The organism is Bordetella tumulicola (genome assembly GCF_965138755.1).
GTDB classification, from domain to species: domain Bacteria; phylum Pseudomonadota; class Gammaproteobacteria; order Burkholderiales; family Burkholderiaceae_B; genus Bordetella_A; species Bordetella_A tumulicola.
Window position 1 is genome coordinate 1130820 of the sequence record NZ_CBCSFP010000001.1, and the last position, 21299, is coordinate 1152118.

Sequence of the window (21299 nt, forward strand, 5' to 3'; positions counted from 1 at the left end):
CGATGAAGAGGCATTGATCTGCCCATCGCGGCTTTGACGGCGTGGTATGTGCTTTGACGTGACGATTGACGTTGTAGGTGTCAATCCCGGCTGCGTACAACGAACGTATCGGCGAACACTATTCAGAGGAAACGGCCCAGTGAAGGGCTAAGTTTCGGGCAATGACGTCCGAACGCCAAATGATGATTGCGATCATCATCCGGCTCTACCAGATAGGCAGGTTTGACCGGAATTCAAGCGCAAAGATCGGAGTTTCAATAAGCCGTGGGATACCTACACTGGCCAAATCCTCCGATTTCGTTGAGTGATGCGCCATGAACACGTCCATTTCTGCATTCAAGTACAACTTTCGCGCCTCTGGAAGCAAAGTTCAAAGGCCCATTCGTTACGCCATCGCCATCCCCAGCCACCGTGTGGTGCTAAGCGGCAGCACACTATGGGGCTATCGCTGGGGTGCGGAGCGCAAGAGAGCCTTGCTGGCTGAGGAATCCGAACAATGAAAGCACAGGCAAAGCGTACGGAGCCTTCGCTGCCCGATTCCTTTGACTGGAGCGCCATCGAGCAATCACTCGATGGCCACGGCAACGCGGTGCTGCCCGGTCTGCTGTCGGTGACGCAATGCAAGGAGTTTACGGCCCTTTACTCCCGGGAAGAAGGCTACCGCAGCCGCATCGTGATGGCTCGTCATGGATTTGGCCGTGGTGAATACAAGTATTTCGCCTACCCGTTGCCGCCGCTGCTCGATCAACTGCGTCATGCGTTGTTTTCACGATTGGCGCCGATTGCGAATCGCTGGAACCGCCAACTGGACATCAGCGTGCACTATCCGGATACGCTAGACGCGTTCCTGGGGCGATGCCACGCAGCAGGCCAGATACGCCCAACGCCGCTCATTCTTCAGTACGGTCCAGGCGACTACAACTGCCTTCACCAGGATTTGTACGGAGAACATGTATTCCCATTGCAGGTCGCTATCCTGCTCTCGGAGCCCGGCAAGGACTTCACCGGTGGCGAATTCGTCATGACAGAGACCGCAACAAAAAGCCAGCGTGCTTATGTCGTGGCGCTGCGGCAAGGCGATGCGGTGGTTTTCACGGTTAATCATCGGCCCGCCGCCGGAAAGCGCGCAGGCATGCGCAAAGTCTCCATACGCCATGGCGTCAGCCGCTTGCACAGTGGCAAGCGACACACAGTGGGATTGATATTCCACGACGCGCGCTAGGGAACAGAAAGACATGAATCCTGATCTTTTCTTCGATGCCCGTTCAGATCCATTTCGCCACATGGTGACCCCGGGCGGCTTCACCGTGCCCGTAGCCCTGACCAATTGCGGCGCATTGGGCGGGACAACCGAGCGGCACGGCTCCCGCTGGGGCGTGAATCGCAAGCATGGATTGCTCCGGCGTGAGATCCAGGCTTGAACAGGTCCTAACTCATGACTTCCTCACCCCAATTAATTAACCACCTGAACTGGACAGACACCGCCAGGCAACTCGATATCGTAGGCTACGCCTTGCTGCCAGGGATACTGCCTGGCGAGCAGGCGAAATTGCTGGCCAGGCAAGTTAGCGCGGATGTAGACGCAATACGTCGCGTATCGCTCGCTTCGAGCGATCTGGGGCGCGGCGATCTATTCTATTTGGGTGATCAACTGCCGGCACCGCTGCAGGGCTGGCGTACCGATTTCTATCGCCACCTGGCGCCCATCGCGAATCGTTGGAACGAAATGCTGGATGTCGTGTACCGCTATCCGACTGAGCTCGACACCTTTCTTCAACGTAATCGCGAGGCAGGTCAAGCTCGGATGCTCTCGCACCTGAATCGACTGGGCGTAGCGGACTATTTGGCCTTGCATCAACGCAGCGAAGGCGAATACGTCTTCCCACTACAGATCGTGGCCCTGCTGACCGAGCCGGGACAAGATTTCGAGGGCGGTGAGTTCGTCATGATCGAGCAACGCCCACGTATGCAGTCGCGCCCCATGGTGCTCCCGCTCAAGCGGGGAGATGCCGCCATCATCAGCACTGCACAACGTCCTTTCAAGGGTAGCAAAGGCTATTACCGAGTCAATCTGAAGCACGCCGTCAGTCGCGTGCACCGTGGCCAACGTGTTGGACTGGAATTGTCCTTCCACAATGCACCGTGACGACGCCAGAAGACAAACCGATGACTGAATTCAGAACCTAGGCCAGCATCACGTCAGGCGGAAACACCAGGATTTTGACGCCATATTGGTGTACGATTGGGATCCCAATGGGATACAACAGTATGGATTCAGTGGAACTCACATCTGACAGCGCTCACGAGCGCAGTTACAAGCACCTACTCGCCAAGATCGTTTCGCGGGAAATCGGCCCGGGCGAAGTGCTCGAAGAACGGCGGCTAGCGGCAGACCTGGGCGTGTCGCGCACGCCGCTGCGCGCAGCGTTCAATCGCTTGCTGGGCGAAGGCATCGTGGCTCGCCTGTCGAATGGATCGATCATCGTGAAGGCCTTCGGCACCGCCGAACTGCTGGAACTGCTGCACGTGCGCCTCGTGCTGGAATCCGAGGCGGCGGCATTGGCGGCCGGCCGCATCCCGTCCTCAAAGCTGGTGGCGCTGCGCCAGGAACTCGAAACCATTCTGCATAGCGCGGCGGTTACGCGGCAGCAGGATTGGTCAGCAGACAACATGTTGCACGAACTGATTGCCGAACACTGCGGCAACCGGACGATGGCGGCGCTTATTTCCGACGCCAGGCTGCGCGTGCGCCTGTGCAACGTTGAACGCCTAGAACAACGCCAGATCAAGGCGCGCGAAGAACACATGACCATACTCGATGCGCTGGAAGCGGGCAACGCAGAGGCCGCGCGCGCGGCAATGCACGCGCACCTGACCAATGTCCGCCAGGCTTATCTGGGCTCACTAGGCTATCTGCATCAATGAACTCACCCGCACACACTGGCGCCCGGTCTATTCCCGCGCGCCCATTAACGTCAGAGAGCTTTGCCCCCTATGGAGAAGTCATCGAGCACGCCGGTTCGGAACGCCGCCATTTTGTGGCATCGGCATTCGATCATTCCCGCCAGGTCAGTGCGAACAGATTCTGGGTCTCGCAAGTTGATGCACAGGGGCAGTCCCCTCTGCTGATCAGCGCGCTGGAGCGCCATCCCTATTCCGCGCAGACGTTTATTCCGCTGACCCATACCTCTTATCTAGTGGTGGTCGCACCCTCCCTGGTTGACGGCCAACCGGATGCGCACGCGTTGGAAGCATTTATCGCTTCGCCAGCACAAGGTGTGTGCTATGGGCGCGGCGTGTGGCACCACGGGCTGACCGTGCTGCAGGCACCCGCGCAGTTTGCCGTGTTCATGGGCATGGCCGAACACGGTAACGACCAATTCCTGGATTTGCCGGCATCCAGCCGGGTGCTAGTCCACTATGCATAGAAACCGAGAAGGGGCGCTCTCATGATCGATCAGCATCCTCGTGATTTTGTGGGCTATGGCCCCATGTTGCCCAACCCACACTGGCCAGGTGGAGCTCGCCTGGCGTTGAACTTTTGCATCAACTACGAAGAAGGATCGGAGCCTTCGATTCTGGATGGCGACCCGGCATCGGAGACAGGCTTGACCGAAGGCGGCGCCGGCGAGTTTACCGGCCGCGATCTGGCGGCGGAATCGATGTTCGAATACGGTAGCCGCATTGGCTTCTGGCGTATCGCCCGCCTGTTGGAAGAGCATGGGTTTACCGCCACGCTGTTCGCTTGCGGCTTGGCCCTGGAGCGTAACCCCGCGGTATGCGAAGCCGTAAAGAATAAAGATTGGGATGTGTGCGCACACGGCTGGCGGTGGGAACGCCACCAGAACCTCAGCGAAGAAGAAGAGCGCCAACGCATCGGCCTCGCGTTCGAGTCCATATCACGCACCACTGGCAAACGCCCCGCCGGCTGGTATTGCCGCTACGGCCCCAGCCTGAACACGCGCAGGTTGGTCGCCGAACATGGCGGTTTCCTGTACGACTCGGACGCCTACAACGATGAGCTGCCCTATTACGTCCAGGTCAATGGCGCCTCTCGCTTGGTCATTCCGTACGGGCTTGTGAATAACGACGCGAAGTTCATCCGGGGCGGCATGGCCACGGGTGACGACTTTTTCAATTATCTGCGTGACGCGTTCGACATGTTGTACGCCGAAGGCGAAACGCAGCCTCGGATGATGTCCGTGGGCCTGCATCTCAGGCTAGCGGGACATCCGGGCCGCGCAGCCGGCCTCAAGCGCTTCCTGGCGCACGTCGCGAAGCATTCGCAAGTTTGGGTATGCAGACGCGAAGACATCGCCCGGCACTGGCTCGCCACGCATCCCTCAACTAACGACAGGCCTGCTAAATAACCACCACTAGAAAAGAGAAAGACACCATGATCAAAAATCTGAAGCGCGCTGGCGGACTCATCGCGTCCGCCATCCTCGCGTCCGCGGCATTGGCCGCGCCCGGCTCTGCCCAATCCAACTTTCCGAGCCAGCCGATTCGCCTGGTAGTCCCATTCGCACCGGGAGGCGCGGCCGACACACTGGCCCGGGCGCTTGCCAATACGCTGGGCGAACAAACGGCGCAGACCGTCGTCGTCGAAAACCGCGCCGGCGCCGGCGGTACGATCGGCACGGCAAGCGTGGCGCGGTCGGCTCCCGATGGCTATACGCTGTTGCTCGGCAATGTCTCGACGCTGGCTACCGCCCCCAGCCTATACACGAAGCTGACATATGATCCGCTCAAAGACTTCACACCATTGACGCTGGTAGGCCGCAGCCCATTGGTGTTCGCGGCATCGCCCAAGCTTGAAGCCAACACGTTGCGCGATCTGGTCAACAACACCAAGAACCTGAAAGACTTGAACTACGGCTCGTCGGGCGCGGGCAGCATCACGCACTTGACGGGCGAACTGCTAAACAAGCAGGTCGACAACGCCATTGTGCACGTGCCGTACAAGGGCAGCGCCCCGGTTCTGGTCGCTGTCATGGCTGACGAACTGCAGCTGGGCGTAACCCAAGTTTCCGAAATTCTGCAGCAGTTGCGCGCCGGACAGGTAAAGGCGTTGGGCATTACGGGCAGCCAGCGGCTCGAGGTAATTCCGGACGTCTCGACCGCTGCCGAACAGGGCATCCCTGGCCTTGAGGCCACGACGTGGTATGCCGTAGTGGGCCCCAAGGGCATCCCGGACGACGTGACCAAGAAGCTGCACACCATGCTGGCAAAGGCCCTGGACGACCCCAATTTCAAGAAACGCTATGCCGAAGAAGGCTTGTTGATTCAGTCGTCCACGCCACAAGAACTGAGCGATCTCATGGCCCAGGAAATTCCGGCTTGGCGCGAGGTAGTTGAACGCGCGAATGTGAAGCTGGATTAAGCTGGCCTTGCCCCGTTTCTTCGGGCACCTTAGATGGCAACATGAATCGCTGGTAAATTTTTCTGAAAAAATGCTATTTCATCCAAACTTGTCGGTGACCCTGCCTCGTTTCCACGTACAGCAAGTCATACAGCTCGGTTGGCGATCTCCCATGCCACCTGGGCGAGGAAGTCGTTGGCCGAATGCAGGCGCTGGCGGTTGTACCAGCCCTCGATCCAGTTAACGATGTCCAACCTAGCCTGAGCCCGCGTATCGTAGCGAACTTGGTTGACGCGCTCGACTTTCAGCGTTTTGAAGAAGCTCTCCATCGCCGCGTTGTCCCAAGCGTTGGCCCTTCTGCTCATGGACATCGTGATCCCCATGTTGGCCGCCAACGCCCGGTACTGCCCACTGGCGTACTGGACACCGCGATCGGTGTGGACCAACAAGCCCGTGGCAGGCCTGCGCTGCCCCCATGCCGATCGCAGAGCAGAACACACCAAGTTGGCGTCAATGCTGTCGGACATCGACCATCCCACGACACGTCGGCCAGCAAGATCCATGACCGCCGCCAAGTATAGCCAGCCTTCACCGGTGGACACGTAGGTTATGTCAGCCACCCAAGCTTGATCGGCTTGCCAACCATCGAAACGCCTATTGAGTAGATTGGGCGCCACCGGCAGATGATGGGCAGAGTCTGTGGTCACCACGAACGGCCTGCGATATACCGGGCGCAGGCCCTGACGCCGCAGACTTTTACGTACCCGTTCAGCGCTGACCGTCTCACCCTGATGGCGCAGCGTCTGTACGATGCGAGCACGACCGTAACTGCGCCGACTCGCGCTGTGAATGGTAGCCACCCTGGCGTCCAGGGCCTGGTTGGCCAGATCCCGAGCACTTGGCGTACGCACCCGCCATTGACAATAGCCGCTGCGAGATACGCTCAGCACGCGGCACAATCGGCTGACGGTGTATTGATCGCGATGCGCGTCGATCCAGGCGTACCTCATCGCGACCCTCTGGCGAAGTACGCCGTCGCTTTTTTTAGGATTTCTACATCCTGCTTCGCTTCGGCTAGTTCCCTGCGCAGGCGGCTGTTCTCAGCTTCCAACTCACTCACCGGGCGCCGCGTAGCAACCTCCGGCACAATGGCTGCGGGCAACCCGCTGCCACTCTCGCTTACGGCCCGATGACGACGCACCCAATTGCCCACGGTCGCCACCGGAAGCCCAGACGTCGTGCCGCCTCATGACTGCCTACCGAGCCCGCGAGCCTGACCGCTTCAGCCTTGAATTCCTCTGTGTACTGCCTCTTAGGCAAACTGCTGTCTTTCATTTCGATTTTCCGTACTTTCAAAGTTGACAACTTTTTGATGTACGTGGAAACGAGGCAGGGTCACCCGTTATTTTTGCTCGCTCACCTGCTTCAGCTCGTAGTGCTGCGCCAACGGCCCGGTGGGTCGCGTGCCATCCTGGTACAGCATGATCAGCCGTCCCTCGGACACAAAGTAGCGCTGCTCGTCACCCGACATGTCAAGCAGAATAGTGCTTCCATCAGGCTGCCACGTGAAGGTGCCGCTCACTGCGGTTGGGTGCGACTGACGATCTAGGTAGCGGGTCTGCAGTTCATATGTTCCATCCTGCATCAGCACAAGGCGGGTATGAATGCCTGAGCAATCGGCACAAGGAAGCGTGCCCTCGTAGGTGCCGGCCCAGTCCAGCGCGTTGCGTGCATTATGCCCGTCGGTCTGGTCACTATGCTGGGCGGAGCTCGGCTGGAGTGGCGCAGAATCTCTCGGCCCAGCGCAGGCCGTCAGCACGACGGCAACGAGAAGGCAAAGTGGCACGGTCGATTTCATATGAGCTCCTTGAGACGTTGCGGCTTCCCTAACGATAGCCTGCTGGAGTGCCCTTTGCACCCACAGCGCTCTATTTCAACCGCGCCTGACAATACTCAAGCTGCGCCGTCACCTCCCTGATTCCAGCTCGGAGGGCGAAATAACCCGATCGAGCAGTTCGATCAAGCTCGGGGCGGGCTCCATTCAAGCACGGGTACGGCATACGCACGCACTTCACCACGCGCAGCTATAGAAGCTGATTTACGACTATATGGTCTATTTTAAAGTTTAAAAACGACAATTGGGTCCAATCAAAGCCTATCGTTAGCTAGAAAACGACATTGCTTCATTTAATGAAAATTAGCTGAAAAACGACAAAATGCATACAATAAAAGCTATAAAACGTCATTTTGGATAAATATGCTACCTGCAAAAGCGAAAAAACGACCACTCGAAGAAGTCACGTTCGCAACCGGAGATGCCGTCACAGACCGTCAACTTCAACGACGCGCGAAAAGCGGAGAGTTGCTTCGCATCGCTGCCGGAGTCTACGTTGAGGCGGGCTCTGAAGAAGAAATCATCGGTCGGGTCCGACGCAACTGGCAAAAGTTGGCCGCTCATGCTGTGCCCGGCGCTGTTGTTTCGCACCTTAGCGCGTTTGTAAGCGGAATTACGCCGTCCAACGAGGTTGTCATCTCTCACCCCACTCGCTTTAATCGACGCATCAAGTACCCGGGTTTGGTGCTGGTTCTCACAAAAGGCCCCTCACCACTTGCGGGCGATTTTCGCCTGGGCGCCCTGGACCTATATTGGTCCTCACCTGAGCGAGCATTGCTCGAAAACATGAGCCGAGGCTCCAAAGCTACACGAGCGTCTGCACAAGCAGTGGAAGAACGACTCATCGCGATGCTCAACGTGAACAAGGAAGCGGGACTTAACCGAATTCGAGACCGAATACGCGAACTTGCGATACCGCTAGACGCAAAAAAAAGCTTTGAGTCTCTTAATGGCATGATTGGCGCACTGCTAAAAACCCATTCCAAAGGTGCACTCAAGACGAAAGCTGGGCTCAACATTGCCCGAGGCACGCCCATCGACACCGAGCGTCTGGCGCTGTTCGACGTGCTTGCCACCGCACTACGAGTGACCGTGCTTCCTGATATTCCCGAAATTGCTGCTCCGGGCGATGCGCGTATCCATTTCGCGTTTCTGGAGTCCTATTTTTCGAACTACGTAGAAGGCACCAAGTTTTCTCTTGAGGAAGCAGAAGATATTGTTTTGCGTAACAAGATTGTGGCGCAACGTCCCAAGGACTCTCACGATATTCTGGGTGTATTTGAGCTAGCGAACCGTACCGAAACCCGCGGGTCAGTACCACCAGTGGGTGAGGACTTCGTCGAAGTACTACGAGCATGGCACGCGCAGATGCTCGCCCGACGCCCCGAGGTTAATCCAGGGCAACTGAAACTTGAGACGAATTACGCGGGAACGACAGAATTTGTGAGACCCTCGCACGTATGCGGCACCTTGATAGAAGGCTCACGACTGGCACCAAGCGTGCCCGAGGGCCTGGCGCGAGCCATCTACTACCTCTTCCTGATTGCAGAGGTGCACCCGTTTGAGGATGGTAATGGCCGGATATCACGACTAGTCATGAATGCAGAGCTGTCACGAGTCGGCCGCTCCCGGGTCATCATACCGACACTCTTTCATCCCCAATTCGTCGATTGTCTTCGCGCCCTCACTCGAGGAAAAGAAACAGAACCGATCATTCAGGCTATATCCAAGACGGCGACTTGGTGCGCTCAGTTTGATTACGTCCACCTGGACAAGCTTCTTGCTCAGTTACGAAAGACAAATGCCTTCGAAGAATCTCCGGCGCAATTTCGATTGCTAAATCTAGACTAAGTTTGCAAGGATACGTACCGACCCACTATTGAGCGGACGGTACGACAGCCTCCCAATAATCGCCCACATAGACACGCGGATACTGCCGCCCCAAAACGCCGTCCGGCCGATATTCATAGCCCGTCGCGTGTTTGTCCTGGAAACTCACGATGATCTCCTCATGCATCGTATCAAGGCCTAAGCGGGACAAGGCTTGCGTCTTGGCCTGCTCCAGCCGCTCCGGGCGATGCGGCGGCGCCATATAGCGGTGCAGATTCAGGTCGCGCAAAGCGGAATAAACTCCCGCATCGCCCTCGACCGTCACCCGAATGTCATAGAGCGTAAAACCGGTCAACACTAAAGGCTCTCCGTTGTACGAGAGATCATGATATCGATCGTCGACCAAGCTGATCCGCCCTGGTGACGAGACAGCAATCACCGGCTTTACGAATCGAAGCACATACCCGTGCACATTGGCCACGATCTGCTCGAACCGCTCCCGCGCGTAAGCATCGACATCGAACGTCTCCCCCTCCGGCACGACGACCGTGGGCAGGGTGAGACTGAAATAATACGGATAGTCGCAGTCTCCCGGCTTTGGCGAACTCACGTCCCGGAACAGGACGTTGCGGCTTTGCAAACGCTCCAGCGCCGGCAGGAACACGTCGCAACCGGCCTGCAACCGGCGTTCGCGCACCAAGCGCCCGGCCTGCCGCAGGCCAGACGGCACTTGAATCTGCGTCGCACTGGGTACAGAACGGCCCGCCACCTGCCTGCCATTGCGAAACAACAGCACGTAGTAATCCCCCCTGCCCTCGCCCGGCAGGAATTCCACGATGCTCGACTTGATGTCGACGGCGCCGCGATACTTCGCAATCACGTCTCTGTCATCGATCAGCGTGGCAAGCCGGCTTTCTGACTGCGCCGGATGGGTCTCAGTGCTGACTTCAGTCTCGGTTCCATCCTGGATGACCAGTATGTACTCGCCATCGGACAGGTCCAGACCGGCCAGCAGGTGCGAGCCTTTCTGTTCCTTTTCATTATCCAGCCATACGCCGGCGCCCATCATGCCAAGAACAAGCACTAGCATCAACGCACCGATTCTGCTCGAGAGGCTATTGGGCAACATCTTCATCCAGCAACCCGATCGGCAGACTGGAAAAATGGGAGAACGTTTGGGCCGTACGGGGACCGTGTTTGTTGTCGCGTTCGCATTCCTTTTTTTATCCCTTTTTACGTATGCGTCAGTGGACGCCTTAAATCCACTGATCGTTCTCGACAGTACGCTCGTCCGTCGGACCGTCACCCGTGTTCGCCACGCCTCGCGGCTCGATCAACAGCATCTTCACTTCTGCATTTGCACAGGGCTTATGCTCGACGCCCTTTGGCACCACCGCCATCTGACCGGCGCGCAGCACGATCGAACCGTCACCCAATGGGCCCGCGCGAAAATCGATGCGCAACTCGCCTTCGAGCACAATGAACGTCTCGTCAGTATCGGCATGCCGGTGCCACTGGAACTCGCCTTCGACCTTGACGACTTTAAACTGATAGTCGTTCATTTCGGCGACGACGCGCGGTTGCCAGTAACCGTCGATCAGCGCGATCTTGCCGACTAGGTCGATGGCCTGGCACTGGCCGCGCTCAGCCGGCGCGGCTGTGTGGTTCGAGGGGTGGGACATCATTATCTCCGTTCAAAGGTCAATGCACCGAGGATACGCATGCGCCTTGCGGCCATATTGCGCTATCGTGCGGGTTTTTCAGCCGCGCTGGACAACGCCCACGATTTGGCCTTTTATTTTGCTCCGCAATTCTGGTGTTGTCCCACAAATTGATTGCGCGGCCCGTACGGGCCCTTATACTGGCTTGATCCGAAACGGTCGAAAAGCGTGTGCACTGAGTCAAGTTCAGTCACGCCAGAACCAAGATCATGAATGCTGTCCCACGCACGCGGAGGCGAGGAATGGATCACACTGATGGCAACTCACAAAAACTGGGCCTAAGCGCCGATGAACTCTCGGCTTTTGCTGATGCGGCGGGGCTCGACGATGTAGACCATGCATCGCTGCTTACTTTCGCCCTATCCATAGCCGAGGAATGCGCCGAAATCGGAGATCGCTACTCGGTAGGCGATCGCAACTGCGGGAACGAAATCCGCGCTCGATTCGGACTGGGATAAATAGCGACGCGGTCCCGTTTTTGGGCATCCTGGATAAAATGTATATCCGTACGGTGCGCACAGTAGCGCGGCCATCGCACCGACGCACTGGCTGTTCGTAGAGGCTTAGCGGCAACGCGATCTCGAGACGGACTGCGCTTAACTGTTTCCTAGTTCTTGGGTGGAACAGGACAACTCAAGTCGCCTTCTTCGCAAGACAAATAGGTTTTGAAGTCCTTGATGCGAGTTTGGGTAAGCCCATCGCGACACATGCGGATTAGCATTGGATAGGCACTCCCGTCTTGCGAGCGAACGCTAGAGAAATCGCACTCGGCATCACGGAAAACAATCCAGGCCTTTTGCGCTGCGACGAGCTTTTTCACTGCATCGGGTTGATCGCTCAGACGGCCCCGGATCTCTTTATAGAGTTTGTTCAATTCGGCATCCGATTTCGCGTAGTCCTTACTAGCACACTCATTCAGTGTTGATTGATCACTCGCTGTGGCACAGTCCGCAGCGTGCGCGTTGGAGAGGGGCTCCACAGTGCCGAGTCCGAAAAATACCAGCGCGATGAACACGAGAGTACGCATTAAGTGCTCCTTTTAAGCTTTGCGCGAGTCAACATTAACGCCGCTCATGGGTGAGTCTCAAAATACTTGGACGGCAGCGCTTCGATTCGCCAAGCCAATCAAACAGATTTTTTAACGGGTGGCCGCCCGCAATTGATCAAGCACCGCCTTGCCTGCCGCACGCGTACCTAATTGCCCCCCCACGTCGGCCGTGCACTGGCCCGATGCAATGCTGGCGGCAACAGCGGCTTCGATCGCTTTGCTGGCATCCAGGAATTTTTGTTTCTCTTGACGCTGGCCATACCAATTCAACAGCATGGCCGCCGACAATAATTGTGATGCAGGATTGGCCAGATCCTTGCCCGCAATATCCGGGGCCGAACCGTGAGCCGCTTGCCCCATGGCATAGTTCTGGCCCGCATTCAACGCCCCTCCCAACCCTAGACTACCGGAAAGCTCTGCCGTCAGGTCAGACAAGATATCCCCAAACATATTGGTCGTCACTATCACGTCATAACGATCGGGTGCGCGCACCACATGAGCCATCATCGCGTCGACAATGACATCGTCCACGCGCACCTCGGGAAACGCCTTAGCCACCTCGTGACACGTATCGATGAACATGCCGTCACCGATCTTCAGCACATTCGCCTTATGCACGATCGTGACGTGTTTTTTGCGTGTCATGGCCAACTCAAAAGCAGAGCGTGCAATGCGCTCGCAGCACTGACGGGTGATACGGCGCAAGGACACGACGACATCCGGCGTGATCAGCATCTCGCTGCCGCCCGACTCGATATTGCGATCCGCGTAAAAACCTTCCGTGTTCTCACGAACGACAACCAGATCGAATTCGCCTAACCGCGCCGGCATACCCTCATAAGTACGGGCCGGACGAATATTGGCGTACAGATCTAAATTTTTGCGGAAGAATTTCGAAGGATTGATTTCCCCCTTTGATTCGTCTTTGAAATCGTAGGTGGCCATGGGACCCAGCATCAGACCGTCAGCAGCCTGGACTTTGTCCAACAACGCCGGCGTCACCGTCGCACCATGACGCTTGAGGCTATCGTGGCCCGCCACGTCATGATCCAACTGCAAACCGAGGTCGAACCGTTGCGACACCGCCTCTAGCGCATCCACCGCAACCGCCATGGTTTCAGGCCCGATACCGTCGCCAGGCAATACCACTATCTTCATGAAAACACCTCACACGTTTCACAGACTATCCAGGACAACGCGAGAAAGAATTACTCGTTGATCGCATTCTGTGCGTCCCTGATGAACCATGGGAGATTTAACCTTTCCCCCTCGCCGGATTGGATGGTCAGGCGAGGCTTTGGCGCATTGGCGTTGGTAGTCGGGCCCGACGTCGTATAGTCCGGTGGAGGCTGAACTTCGGGCTCGGGAGGTTGGGATGGCCCATGGGCGCAGGAAGCGAGCAACGCGCACATTGCCGCGGGCAAGAGGCGCGGTGATACCAAGCGATGGATCTGCATGATGCTGAGACTCCAGGTAACTATGCCATCAAGCATACCAAACGCGGTGGATCGCTGGATTCGCTGTCGAATCAAGGGCGCGTCACAGCCCTCCATGACCGGGCTGCGACACACATACCTCGCAAAATCAAGACAACATTAAAATGCCGGCTTGCGATGTTTCCAGGGGTCCGCCCGTTCGAGTTGGGCCGACACCCGCAATATCACGTCTTCGCGCCCGAAACGCCCCACTAATTGCGTGGCGACCGGTACGCCTTCTGGCGTGGCAAACAACGGCAAGCTGGCGGCGGGCTGGCCTGACGCATTGAATGCCGCCATGAAGGTCGCGTATCGCGACACCCTTTTACGCAGATCAAGAAACTCGCCGCGCTGCGTGGACAGCTCACCGAGCTTTACCGGCAACTCGGTCAATGCCGGGGTAAGGATCAGATCGAAATCCTCCATGTAGGCTTCCATCGCACGACCGATGGCGTGCAGGCGGTTCACGCTGGCGATGTATTCTTTCGCCGTGATGCGCTTGCCCAGTTCGTAGCCCGACAGCATGATGGGTTCCAGGTCGTCGCTTTGCAACGCCTTGCCGGTCGAGCCCAGACGCGTGTCCACCGCAAGAACAATATTGCTGGCCAAGATGCATGCATGCGCCTGCACGAAGGCGTCATAGTCGATGACCGGCGGCGCCGAATCCATGACCGTGTGGCCCAGGCTGTGCAGTAAGTCGACGCTGTGCTGCACAGCCTGCAACGGCTCCGGCGAAATGGCGATATCGTTCCAGGCCGAGCGCCATACGGCGATCCGCAATGGCTTGACCGCCGATTCCACGACCTCATCCAAATAGGCCCCTGTCTTGGGCGGGGCCGCGTACGGCGCGCCACGTTCGTAACCTGAGATGGCGTCCATAGCCGCGGCGGTATCTCGTACCGTCACACTCAACACCCCGTCGGTCGCCATGCCTCCCCATCCCTCACCCCGAAACGGCCCCATCGGTACGCGGCCACGCGAAGCTTTCAAGCCATACACGCCGCAACATGCGGCGGGGATGCGGATCGACCCGCCACCATCGCTGCCATGCGCCACCGGGACGACGCGTGCCGCCACCGCTGCCGCCGCACCGCCACTGGAGCCCCCGGTCGAACGGCTTCGGTCCCAGGGATTGAGGGTGGGGCCCCCATTAACCTGTGCCTCGGTCGTTGCCACCATGCAGAATTCCGGCACAGTGGAGCGGGCGAACGCGATCAGGCCTGCCTGTTCGAAACGATCTGTCAGCGTGCCATTGCAATCATAAGTCGTATCGTTAAGCAGGCGCGAACCCACGCTGGACGGAAAGCGCGTAGACGGCAGGCCCGAATCCTTCAACAAGAAAGGAATACCGCCGAACGCGCCTCGCTGTTGCCAGGACTTCGCCAGTTCGACGGATGTCTCATACTGTTCGTAGCGCAACGCATTCAGTGCCGTTGCCCGGCTGCACGCCAACTCAACCGCGCAGCGCATCAATGCCTCGGGGGACGTGTCTCCCGACTTGAGCCGGGCAGCCATATCCAGGCCGTCCAACGATTCATACTCTTCATGTTGCATGTGCAATGGTTTCCTCTGAAGGATCGGCTCGGGAGAAGTCCGGTTTGGACCACTGTCGGCCAGGAATGGAATCGATCAATCGACGCGTGTATTCGTGCTGCGGGCGATAGAAAATATCGGTGGCTCGCCCCAGTTCGACCAGCTCGCCTTGCCGCATCACCGCGATACGATCACAGATTTCGGCGGCAACGCGAAGGTCGTGGGTAATGAACAAGACCGACAGATCGAATTGCCCACTGACCGTCTTCAGCAGCTCCAGCACCTGAGCCTGGATAGACACATCCAGCGCCGATACGGCCTCATCGGCCACAAGCAGTCGAGGGCGCAGCGCCAGCGCGCGGGCAATCCCCACCCGTTGCCGCTGTCCGCCTGAGAACTGGTGCGGATAGCGGTCGCCGGCATCACCACCCAAACCCACGAGTTCGAGCAATTCGCGCGCATCCGCCAACGCTTTGCGACGCGGCTCGCCGAACGCGATGGGACCCTGTGCCACAGCGTCGACGATGCGATGGCGCGGGTTCAACGATGCATACGGATCCTGAAATACCATCTGAATCTGGCGTCGATGCTCGCGCCATTCACGGGTGGACAGGCCAACGAGCTCTCGTCCATCGATTCTCACGCTGCCACTGTCGGGAAGAATCAGGCCCGTAAGGGTACGGCCCAACGTGGATTTTCCCGACCCGGATTCACCTACCAATCCGACCGTCTCGCCCTGCTGAATCGTCAGCGAGATATCGTCGAGCGCCAGTACCTGACGTCCCTTGTCCGACCGAAACGTCTTGCGTAGCCTGTCGATCACCATCAGTGGTGGCGTCGTGGCCGCCTCCACCTTTCCCTGCGGTTTATGCGGCACGGCGGCGATCAACTGGCGGGTATAGGCCGCCTGTGGCCGATTCAGAATGTCGGCGGCGGCGCCCTGCTCTACTACCTGACCGTGGCGCATCACCACGATACGGTCGGCAATCTCCGCGACCACACCAAAATCATGGGTAATGAAAATGACGCCTATGCCCATCCGTGCCTGAATGTCTTTGATCATGGCCAGGATCTGGGCCTGCGTGGTGACATCCAGCGCCGTGGTGGGCTCATCGGCGATGAGAATATCCGGCTCCATCGCCAGGGCCATGGCGATCACCGCGCGTTGACGCTGGCCGCCCGACAACTGGAATGGGTAGGCATTCATCAACTTCTCGGGATCGGGCAGCATCACGTCATGGAACAACTGCAGTACCTTGGCGCGACGCGCCTCGGCCGGCAATTCAGTATGGCGCTCGAGCACTTCGTCAACTTGACGGCCAATGCGCATGATGGGGTTCAGTGCAGTCATGGGCTCCTGAAAAACCATACCAAACGACTTTCCCCGCAAGCCATACCAGTCTTTCGGCGTCAACCCGACTAGTTCGCGTCCGCGATAAAGAATGCTGCCTGCGCTGACCTGCAACTCGCCCTCGGGCAAGAGCCCCATCAGCGCGTGCGCGGTCACCGATTTTCCCGAGCCCGATTCACCGACCACGCATAGGATTTCGTTTCGATTAACGGTATAGGACACGCCGTTGACAACGGGCGTCGAAGGCCCGTCTTGCACGACAGAAACGCACAGGTCGCGGATTTCCAGTAGCGCCGTCATCAGTTTGTCCTTTTGCGGGCCAGTTTGGGATTGAGTGCGTCGTTGAGCGCCTCGCCCACCAAGTTAAAGGCCAAGACCGTCATCAGGATGGCAATGCCCGGAAACACACTCATCCACCACGCATCGCGCAACACGCTGCGCGATGCGCCGATGATGTATCCCCATGTCATGGTGTTGGGATCGCCCAGCCCCAGGAAACTCAACGCCGACTCCAACAAGATCGCGCTAGCCACCATCAGTGACCCCGACACGATGACCGGCGACAAGCTGTTGGGCAGTATCTGAGTCAGAATAATGCGCATATTGGACTGACCGCTCAGGATCGCGGCCTCGACAAATTCCCGATGCTTCATGCTCATGAATTCGGCGCGCACCAGACGTGCCAGCGGCGGCCAGGATACGAGCGCAATCGCGAAGATCACAGTGCTGATACTGGGAGTAAGAATAGCCACCAGCACGACAGCCAGGAAAAACCCGGGAATCGTCTGGAACAGTTCGATGAACCCGACGATGACTTGATCGACCTTGCCGCCGTAAAAGCCCGCGATCGCTCCGACCGTAATGCCCACCAGAACTGACACCGCCGTCGAGATCAGCGCCAGCACCAGCGTGACCCGGCCGCCATAGGCGATACCACTTGCGATATCGCGGCCCAGGGTATCGGTGCCCAGCAAGGCGTCCTCGGACAAGGGCGGCATATACGGCGCGTTCACCATGTCCCAGGGGCTATCGGGAAATATCCAACTGGCAAAAACCGCCAACAAACTGACCAGCGCAAGAACAGTCAAGCCCACCAGGCCGCCCTTGTTGTGGCAAAACGCGCGAAAGAAGTTCTTCATTTGAGTTCTATCCTGGGATCGGCGATCGTGTAAAGAATGTCGGTCAGCAGATTGACAATCACGACGACAATGGACGCCACGAAGAACACGCCGAGCAACACGCTGTAGTCGCGCTGTACCAGAGCGTCGAACGCCAGCCGGCCTATGCCCGGCCAGGCGAACACCGTTTCAACCAGCAAAGATCCCCCTATCAGGTGTCCCGCCTGGATACCCGCATAGGTGATGATTGGCAGCAAAGCGTTGCGCAGCACATGGCGCATGATTACGGTGCGTTCCGATAAACCCTTGGCGCGCGCCGTCTTCACAAAATCGAGCTGGCGGATCTCCAGCATCGACGCGCGGGTCAATCGTGCATAGACCGCCATATAGAACATGCCCAGCGTGACCGTGGGCAAGATCAAGTGACGCGCGATATCAGCAAAACGCGCGAACCCTGTCAGGTTGGCGCCGACGCTTTCGTAGCCAAAGGAAGGCAACCACTGCAACTGCACCGAAAACACCAACACCAGCATCAGTCCTACCCAAAATATCGGTGTGGCGTAGGCCAGCATGGCAAGCGTCGTGATGACCGTATCGCCCCATTTACCCACGCGCAATGCCGCCTGGATACCCAGCCCCACCCCTGCGAATAACGCAAAGGCAAATGACGTCAACGCCAGTATCAGCGTCGCGGGCAAGTGCGCCAAGATCAGCGTCGACACGGGAGACTGCTGGCGATAGGAATAACCCAAGTCGAACGTAGCCACGTCTTTAAGATAAGACGCAAGCTGTACGGTCAAGGGCTTGTCCAGTCCAAAATCCTGGCGCAGCTTTTCGATGTATTCGGCATCGGCCGCCCCCGACTGCCCCGCCAGAATTTCCGCGGGGTCGCCGGGTGCGGCACGGACCAGAAAGAAATTGAATATGGCGATCATGAAGAGCACCAGGATGCTCTTGACCACGCGCCTGCCCAGGAATCCGGCGATCTTGCTCATTCCTTCGACAGCCACGCATCACTGTAGGTATCCACCACGCCCAGGCCCGTCGTGATGGCGTCGTGCACGCGCTTGTTCAAGATGGTGCCGTAATTGGTGTCCACCAACCACACCAGCGGCACATCCTCGACCAGGATTTTTTGTGCCTCGGAGTAGTATCTCTGCCGTTGTTCATCGTCACTGGCCTTTGCGGCCAGATTGAACAGCTCGTCGACTTTCGGATTGTTGTACTGGGACGTGTTGCTGAACATCACACCTTTGCGAATGTTGCTGCCCACATAGGTGCGGGCCACGCCAATGGCGGGATCGGCATACTGAAACACCCCATTGCCCGCCATGTCGTAATCCCAGTTACCGACACGCGACACCCATCCCCCCACGTCGGTGCTCTCGAGGTTCACTGCGATACCGACTTTGGACAGATTCTGCTTGATGTACTCGGCGACACGACGCGGCATCTCACCGTAAGGCAATGGGATCATGCCGATGGTGACGCGCACGCCATCGCCATTGGGCTTGAGCCCCATTTCCTCAAGCAGGGCAATAGCTTTCTCGGGATCGTAGTCGTACTTCTTGACGTTGGAATCATAAAAGCGCGTGTTGTGGTGAATCGGTCCGGTAGCGGGCACCCCCTGGCCGACCATGATCTTTTCCGCGATGAATTTGCGGTTGATCGCATACATCAACGCCTGGCGAAAGCGCTTGTCGTTAAACGGCTCGCGCGCGTTGTTCAGCTCGATCCACTGCATAGTCGACCAGTATTCGAAGCCCTTGTTGGTATGCGTCATGTTGGGCAGCTTCGCCACGCGCGGCACGTCCATCGGCTCCAGATCCTGCAGCCAGGCCTGCATCACCGTGCCCTGTTCGATCGCTAGCCGACGCGACGCGGCGTCGGGAATCACGCGATAGGTAATACCGTCCAGGTACGGACGGCCTTCCTTCCAGTAGTTCTCGTTCTTCACCAGTTCCACATACGAGCCACGTTCCCATTTCTTGAACTTGAAGGGGCCGGTGCCAATCGGATGCGCGTTATTCGGGTTCTGGCCAATGGGAGTATCCACGTCGTATAGATGCTTGGGCACGATTGCGCCACCGCCAATGTCGAGCCCGTACAGGAACGCGGCATACGGTTCCTTCAGCTTGAACACCACGGTGTTCGCGTCCGGCGCCGTGACTGATTCGACGTTTTGCATCATGCCGCGGGTACGCGGCGTCTTGGACAGCACCTTCTCGTACGAAAACACGACATCGGCCGATGAGAACGGCTTGCCATCGTGCCAGGTCACGCCTTGCTGAAGATGGAAGGTATACGTCAGCTTGTCGTCGGAAACCTCCCAGGACTTGGCAAGGCTGGGCAACGGCTTAAGATCAAACGAATAGGTCAACAGGCTTTCGAAGATCTTGCCGCCAATCATCTGCGTGCCAGCGACCTGCTGGAGCGCCAGAATGAGGCTGGGCGGCTCCGGATGCAGAATGGCCGTAAGCACGCCTCCATATTGCGGCGTTTCGGCGGCGTGCACAGGCAGGTTCGCCATCGTGGCGGCAGCCGCCAATGCAAACCCACATTTGACAATGGCCCGGCGGGCCTGACTGACCAGTTTCATCACTTGCTCCGAGAAACCTCGGCATTCCTGCCGGGGAGGAAAGGGACGCAGCCGTCAGGCTGCAGGATCGGTCTGATATGAGTCGATAGCCGGGTAAATACCCCGTTATTAGGTTTGACGTCGATAGCATCTCGGGCATGCAAACCAAACGTGCCTACCGATTCCGGTTTTATCCCACGCCCGAGCAAGCGATCACGCTGGCTCGCACGTTTGGTTGTGTGCGCGTGGTCTATAACCACATGCTTAATCTTCGTTCGACGGCTTGGGCCCAGCGGCAAGAGCGCCTGGGGTATCACGCGACCTCGGCTGCGCTGACGGCGCTGAAAAAGACGGCGGACCACACCTGGTTGAACGAGGTTAGCAGTGTTCCGCTGCAACAAACGCTGCGCCATTTGCAAACGGCGTTTGTTAGTTTCTTCGCCAAGCGCACCAGATACCCTCGCTTCAAACGCAAAGACGGCTCGCAATCGGCCGAATACACCGCCAGTGCCTTTCGATGGGATGGCCGTTCGCTCAAATTGGCGAAGATGGCTGGAGTTCTCCCGATTCGTTGGTCCCGTCAGATTCCGAAGGCTGCCAAAGTCACCGTCGTCACCGTCGGCAAAGACCCGGCAGGGCGATACTTTGTCAGCCTGCTGTGTGATGACGCCGTGGTACAGAAACCTCCGGCGTCGAGCTGTGTCGGGATCGATCTGGGGCTGTCTCATTTTGCGACCCTCTCAACCGGAGAAAAAATCAATGCGCCGCATGTCTTTCGACAACATGAAGCCAAGTTAGCCAAGCTGCAACGTCGCTTGGCCAGGAAACAACGCGGATCGGCTCGCCGTGCCAAGGCAAAGCTGAAAGTCGCCAAACTGCATGCCAAGATCGCAGACACCCGCAGGGATTTCCTGCACCAGCTCTCTACCCGGTTGATCCACGAAAACCAAGTGATCGCCGTAGAAAGCTTGTCTGTGTCAAATATGCAGAAAAACCGCTGTCTGGCTAAATCCATCGGAGATGCCGGGTGGGCTGAGTTCGTGAGACAGCTTGAATACAAAGCGCGTTGGGTCGGACGAGACGTCGTGCGGGTGGATCGCTGGTACCCCTCCAGCAAGCGCTGCCACGCTTGCGGACACGTGTTACCTAAGCTGCCGTTGAGCGTGCGGCGGTGGTTCTGTCCCGCATGTGGCACAGACCACGATCGTGACATCAACGCCGCGCATAACGTATTAGCCGCCGGGCTGGCGGTGTTAGCCCATGGAGAAACGGTAAGACCTGAGTGCATGAGTGTTGATGCGCAAATGGCTCGGTTCGGTGAAGTGGGAATCCCTTTCCCTTTAGGGAGGGGAGCAGTCAACGTGTTCCCCATGAAAGACGTGAATTAAC

Annotated in this window: 19 protein-coding genes and 3 pseudogenes; 11 read left to right on the forward strand and 11 right to left on the reverse strand. The window is 58.0% G+C overall.

Going from position 1 to position 21299, the window contains the following annotated elements; genetic code table 11:
- Positions 1–389: 389 nt before the first annotated feature.
- The 8 genes and pseudogenes from ACNAZS_RS05260 to ACNAZS_RS05295 all read left to right on the forward strand — a co-directional run.
- Positions 390–500: pseudogene (locus tag ACNAZS_RS05260) on the forward strand (MGMT family protein); the annotation flags it as partial.
- Positions 497–1222 carry a 2OG-Fe(II) oxygenase gene (locus tag ACNAZS_RS05265; RefSeq protein ID WP_415786827.1) on the forward strand — a complete coding sequence of 242 codons (726 nt, stop codon included), beginning with the start codon at positions 497–499 and terminating at the stop codon, positions 1220–1222. The pseudogene ACNAZS_RS05260 and the gene ACNAZS_RS05265, both read left to right, overlap by 4 nt.
- A 49-nt stretch (positions 1223–1271) precedes the next feature.
- Positions 1272–1373 (forward strand): annotated as a pseudogene (locus ACNAZS_RS05270) (alpha-ketoglutarate-dependent dioxygenase AlkB); the annotation flags it as partial.
- Positions 1374–1435: 62 nt separating this feature from the next.
- Positions 1436–2146, forward strand: a complete 711-nt coding sequence (locus tag ACNAZS_RS05275; protein WP_415786829.1) for a 2OG-Fe(II) oxygenase — start codon at positions 1436–1438, stop codon at positions 2144–2146.
- 122 nt (positions 2147–2268) lie between these two features.
- The gene (locus tag ACNAZS_RS05280) at positions 2269–2925 is read left to right on the forward strand and encodes a GntR family transcriptional regulator (protein WP_415786831.1); all 657 of its coding nucleotides are present in this window, start codon (positions 2269–2271) and stop codon (positions 2923–2925) included.
- Complete coding sequence (locus tag ACNAZS_RS05285; protein WP_415786833.1) at positions 2922–3428, forward strand: ureidoglycolate lyase; 507 nt, start codon at positions 2922–2924, stop codon at positions 3426–3428. The genes ACNAZS_RS05280 and ACNAZS_RS05285 overlap by 4 nt, the downstream gene beginning before the upstream one ends.
- Positions 3429–3449: 21 nt before the next feature.
- Entirely contained in the window at positions 3450–4370 is a 921-nt protein-coding gene (locus tag ACNAZS_RS05290) for an allantoinase PuuE (protein WP_415786835.1), read from the forward strand.
- A gap of 26 nt (positions 4371–4396) precedes the next feature.
- Entirely contained in the window at positions 4397–5383 is a 987-nt protein-coding gene (locus tag ACNAZS_RS05295) for a Bug family tripartite tricarboxylate transporter substrate binding protein (protein WP_415786837.1), read from the forward strand.
- Between the two features lie 125 nt (positions 5384–5508).
- Here the strand turns inward: ACNAZS_RS05295 and ACNAZS_RS05300 are convergent.
- Positions 5509–6697: pseudogene (locus ACNAZS_RS05300) on the reverse strand (IS3 family transposase).
- 67 nt (positions 6698–6764) lie between these two features.
- Positions 6765–7220 carry a copper resistance protein NlpE gene (locus ACNAZS_RS05305; RefSeq protein ID WP_415786839.1) on the reverse strand — a complete coding sequence of 152 codons (456 nt, stop codon included), beginning with the start codon at positions 7218–7220 and terminating at the stop codon, positions 6765–6767.
- A gap of 399 nt (positions 7221–7619) precedes the next feature.
- On the opposite strand from ACNAZS_RS05305, the gene ACNAZS_RS05310 reads away from it, so the two are divergent.
- On the forward strand, positions 7620–9107 hold the full coding sequence (locus ACNAZS_RS05310) for a Fic family protein (RefSeq protein WP_415786841.1): 1488 nt from the start codon (positions 7620–7622) through the stop codon (positions 9105–9107).
- Between the two features lie 25 nt (positions 9108–9132).
- On the opposite strand, the gene ACNAZS_RS05315 is transcribed toward ACNAZS_RS05310, so the two are convergent.
- Together ACNAZS_RS05315 and ACNAZS_RS05320 are read right to left on the reverse strand one after the other, a co-directional pair.
- Positions 9133–10176, reverse strand: coding sequence for a hypothetical protein (locus ACNAZS_RS05315; RefSeq protein ID WP_415786843.1), 1044 nt, complete (start codon positions 10174–10176; stop codon positions 9133–9135).
- Between the two features lie 166 nt (positions 10177–10342).
- Positions 10343–10768 carry a cupin domain-containing protein gene (locus ACNAZS_RS05320; protein WP_415787089.1) on the reverse strand — a complete coding sequence of 142 codons (426 nt, stop codon included), beginning with the start codon at positions 10766–10768 and terminating at the stop codon, positions 10343–10345.
- A gap of 281 nt (positions 10769–11049) precedes the next feature.
- On the opposite strand from ACNAZS_RS05320, the gene ACNAZS_RS05325 reads away from it, so the two are divergent.
- Positions 11050–11265, forward strand: coding sequence for a hypothetical protein (locus ACNAZS_RS05325; protein WP_415786845.1), 216 nt, complete (start codon positions 11050–11052; stop codon positions 11263–11265).
- Positions 11266–11414: 149 nt separating this feature from the next.
- Here ACNAZS_RS05325 and ACNAZS_RS05330 read toward each other — a convergent pair whose 3' ends face one another.
- From ACNAZS_RS05330 to ACNAZS_RS05360, 7 genes are all read right to left on the reverse strand, one after another.
- Positions 11415–11834, reverse strand: coding sequence for a lysozyme inhibitor LprI family protein (locus ACNAZS_RS05330; protein ID WP_415786847.1), 420 nt, complete (start codon positions 11832–11834; stop codon positions 11415–11417).
- A gap of 111 nt (positions 11835–11945) precedes the next feature.
- A complete protein-coding gene (locus tag ACNAZS_RS05335) occupies positions 11946–13013 on the reverse strand; it encodes an isocitrate/isopropylmalate dehydrogenase family protein (protein WP_415786849.1) in 1068 nt (355 codons plus the stop codon).
- Between the two features lie 437 nt (positions 13014–13450).
- Positions 13451–14884: an amidase gene (locus ACNAZS_RS05340; RefSeq protein ID WP_415786851.1), complete on the reverse strand. Its 1434-nt coding sequence runs from the start codon at positions 14882–14884 to the stop codon at positions 13451–13453.
- Positions 14874–16514, reverse strand: a complete 1641-nt coding sequence (locus ACNAZS_RS05345; protein WP_415786853.1) for an ABC transporter ATP-binding protein — start codon at positions 16512–16514, stop codon at positions 14874–14876. Before ACNAZS_RS05345 ends, ACNAZS_RS05340 begins: the two co-directional genes overlap by 11 nt.
- Complete coding sequence (locus tag ACNAZS_RS05350) at positions 16514–17353, reverse strand: ABC transporter permease (protein WP_415786855.1); 840 nt, start codon at positions 17351–17353, stop codon at positions 16514–16516. The genes ACNAZS_RS05345 and ACNAZS_RS05350 overlap by 1 nt, the downstream gene beginning before the upstream one ends.
- On the reverse strand, positions 17350–18327 hold the full coding sequence (locus ACNAZS_RS05355; protein ID WP_415786857.1) for an ABC transporter permease: 978 nt from the start codon (positions 18325–18327) through the stop codon (positions 17350–17352). The genes ACNAZS_RS05350 and ACNAZS_RS05355 overlap by 4 nt, the downstream gene beginning before the upstream one ends.
- A complete protein-coding gene (locus tag ACNAZS_RS05360; protein ID WP_415786859.1) occupies positions 18324–19931 on the reverse strand; it encodes an ABC transporter substrate-binding protein in 1608 nt (535 codons plus the stop codon). Before ACNAZS_RS05360 ends, ACNAZS_RS05355 begins: the two co-directional genes overlap by 4 nt.
- A 137-nt stretch (positions 19932–20068) precedes the next feature.
- Between ACNAZS_RS05360 and ACNAZS_RS05365 the strand changes: the two genes are divergently transcribed.
- A complete protein-coding gene (locus ACNAZS_RS05365; RefSeq protein WP_415786861.1) occupies positions 20069–21298 on the forward strand; it encodes an RNA-guided endonuclease TnpB family protein in 1230 nt (409 codons plus the stop codon).
- The last annotated feature ends 1 nt before the right edge of the window (position 21299 follow it).

Excerpts from the sequence above, each read along its gene's own strand:
- ACNAZS_RS05265 (WP_415786827.1), top strand. The coding sequence starts at position 497 with ATGAAAGCACAGGCAAAGCGTACGGAGCCTTCGCTGCCCGATTCCTTT.
- ACNAZS_RS05275 (WP_415786829.1), top strand. The coding sequence starts at position 1,436 with ATGACTTCCTCACCCCAATTAATTAACCACCTGAACTGGACAGACACC.
- ACNAZS_RS05280 (WP_415786831.1), top strand. The coding sequence starts at position 2,269 with ATGGATTCAGTGGAACTCACATCTGACAGCGCTCACGAGCGCAGTTAC.
- ACNAZS_RS05285 (WP_415786833.1), top strand. The coding sequence starts at position 2,922 with ATGAACTCACCCGCACACACTGGCGCCCGGTCTATTCCCGCGCGCCCA.
- ACNAZS_RS05290 (WP_415786835.1), top strand. The coding sequence starts at position 3,450 with ATGATCGATCAGCATCCTCGTGATTTTGTGGGCTATGGCCCCATGTTG.
- ACNAZS_RS05295 (WP_415786837.1), top strand. The coding sequence starts at position 4,397 with ATGATCAAAAATCTGAAGCGCGCTGGCGGACTCATCGCGTCCGCCATC.
- ACNAZS_RS05305 (WP_415786839.1), bottom strand. The coding sequence starts at position 7,220 with ATGAAATCGACCGTGCCACTTTGCCTTCTCGTTGCCGTCGTGCTGACG.
- ACNAZS_RS05310 (WP_415786841.1), top strand. The coding sequence starts at position 7,620 with ATGCTACCTGCAAAAGCGAAAAAACGACCACTCGAAGAAGTCACGTTC.
- ACNAZS_RS05315 (WP_415786843.1), bottom strand. The coding sequence starts at position 10,176 with ATGCTAGTGCTTGTTCTTGGCATGATGGGCGCCGGCGTATGGCTGGAT.
- ACNAZS_RS05320 (WP_415787089.1), bottom strand. The coding sequence starts at position 10,768 with ATGTCCCACCCCTCGAACCACACAGCCGCGCCGGCTGAGCGCGGCCAG.
- ACNAZS_RS05325 (WP_415786845.1), top strand. The coding sequence starts at position 11,050 with ATGGATCACACTGATGGCAACTCACAAAAACTGGGCCTAAGCGCCGAT.
- ACNAZS_RS05330 (WP_415786847.1), bottom strand. The coding sequence starts at position 11,834 with ATGCGTACTCTCGTGTTCATCGCGCTGGTATTTTTCGGACTCGGCACT.
- ACNAZS_RS05335 (WP_415786849.1), bottom strand. The coding sequence starts at position 13,013 with ATGAAGATAGTGGTATTGCCTGGCGACGGTATCGGGCCTGAAACCATG.
- ACNAZS_RS05340 (WP_415786851.1), bottom strand. The coding sequence starts at position 14,884 with ATGCAACATGAAGAGTATGAATCGTTGGACGGCCTGGATATGGCTGCC.
- ACNAZS_RS05345 (WP_415786853.1), bottom strand. The coding sequence starts at position 16,514 with ATGACGGCGCTACTGGAAATCCGCGACCTGTGCGTTTCTGTCGTGCAA.
- ACNAZS_RS05350 (WP_415786855.1), bottom strand. The coding sequence starts at position 17,353 with ATGAAGAACTTCTTTCGCGCGTTTTGCCACAACAAGGGCGGCCTGGTG.
- ACNAZS_RS05355 (WP_415786857.1), bottom strand. The coding sequence starts at position 18,327 with ATGAGCAAGATCGCCGGATTCCTGGGCAGGCGCGTGGTCAAGAGCATC.
- ACNAZS_RS05360 (WP_415786859.1), bottom strand. The coding sequence starts at position 19,931 with ATGAAACTGGTCAGTCAGGCCCGCCGGGCCATTGTCAAATGTGGGTTT.
- ACNAZS_RS05365 (WP_415786861.1), top strand. The coding sequence starts at position 20,069 with ATGCAAACCAAACGTGCCTACCGATTCCGGTTTTATCCCACGCCCGAG.